Consider the following 1,455-nt stretch of genomic DNA (forward strand, 5'->3'; position numbering starts at 1 on the left):
TTTAAAGATTACAATCCCAAAGAAAATTTACTTTTTCCTCCGAATTTATCGGAGTTGATTGATGAAAAGCATCCTGTGAAAATAGTTTCAAGCATTATTGATGGTTTGGATATTAAAAATCTAATCAAAACCTACAAACCGGGCGGAACTTCGTGTTATCACCCGAAAATGCTTTTGAAAGTTTTGATTTATGGCTATTTGAGCAACATTTATTCAAGCCGGAAAATGGAACAGGCATTGAAGGAAAACATCCATTTCATGTGGCTTTCGGCAATGAGCCGTCCTGATCACAATACTTTGAACAGATTTCGCAGTGAACGGTTGAAGGGCGAAGTAAAAGCCATCTTTACACAAATTGTTTTGCTTTTGGAGAAGGTAGGTTTGGTAAGTCTGGAAACTACTTTTGTGGATGGAACCAAGATTGAAGCCAATGCCAACCGCTATACTTTCGTTTGGGGGAGAGCCATCAAAAAGCATAAAGAAAAGATTTCTCAGCAACTGGAAGAACTTTGGAATTATGCAGAAGGTGTGGCTGAAGATGAATTTCAAAATACAGAAAACATCGACTTTAAGGAGGTTGATTCTGAAAAAGTAACCCAAACCATTAATAAAATTAATGAGTCGCTGAAGGATAAAAAAGTACCTTCGAAAGTTCGTCAGAAACTAAATTATGCCAAGAAAAACTGGGCAAACAATCTTGACAAATATAAAAAACAACAGGAAATCTTAGAAGCCAGAAACTCGTATTCCAAAACGGATCATGACGCGACTTTTATGCGGATGAAGGAAGATCATATGAGAAACGGACAGCTCAAACCCGCTTATAATCTACAGATTTCTACAAATAAACAATTTATTTTACATTATTCAATCCATTCAAATCCTACAGACACCAAAACATTATCGTCTCATTTACAAGGTTTTGAAGCATGTTATGGCAGAGTTCCCAAAGAACTCGTTGCGGATGCCGGTTATGGTTCAGAAGAAAATTAGAACCTTTTGAAAAATAAGAAAATACGACCTTATGTAAAATACAATTACTTCAGAAAAGATCAAAAATCGGGACAAGTAACCACTTCACAAAATAATCCCACACTGGCAAAAATAAAGGAAAAGGTTTTCAAACTTCTCAACACCAGAAAAGGCATTAAACTCCGAAAACAGCGATGTCATGATGTTGAACCTGTTTTTGCAGAGCTCAAACACAACAAAAATTTTAAACGCTTCATGCTTCGAGGAAAAACCAAAGTCGAAGTAGAAATCGGTATTCTCGCCATTGCCCACAATCTCAAGAAAATGGCAAAAGCAGCCTGAAAAAGACTGCTTTTATTGGATTTTTCAATTTTATTCTTCGAGTTTTTCAAAAAATTATATTTTTCAAAAAATAAAACCTGAAAAAAGATTTTTTTTTCAACTCAACACGAAAAAAGACTGCCCTTTTGAGACAGCCTCTTT

General features: G+C 35.5%; 1 pseudogene. It reads left to right on the top strand.

Features of this window, described 5'->3' with window-relative positions:
• Positions 1-1,314: pseudogene (locus BA768_RS18710) on the top strand (IS1182 family transposase); the annotation flags it as partial.
• Between the last annotated feature and the right edge of the window lie 141 nt (positions 1,315-1,455).

Origin of the sequence: Chryseobacterium sp. CBo1, from assembly GCF_001693475.1 — a bacterium.
In the GTDB taxonomy this organism is placed as follows: Bacteria; Bacteroidota; Bacteroidia; order Flavobacteriales; family Weeksellaceae; genus Chryseobacterium; species Chryseobacterium formosense.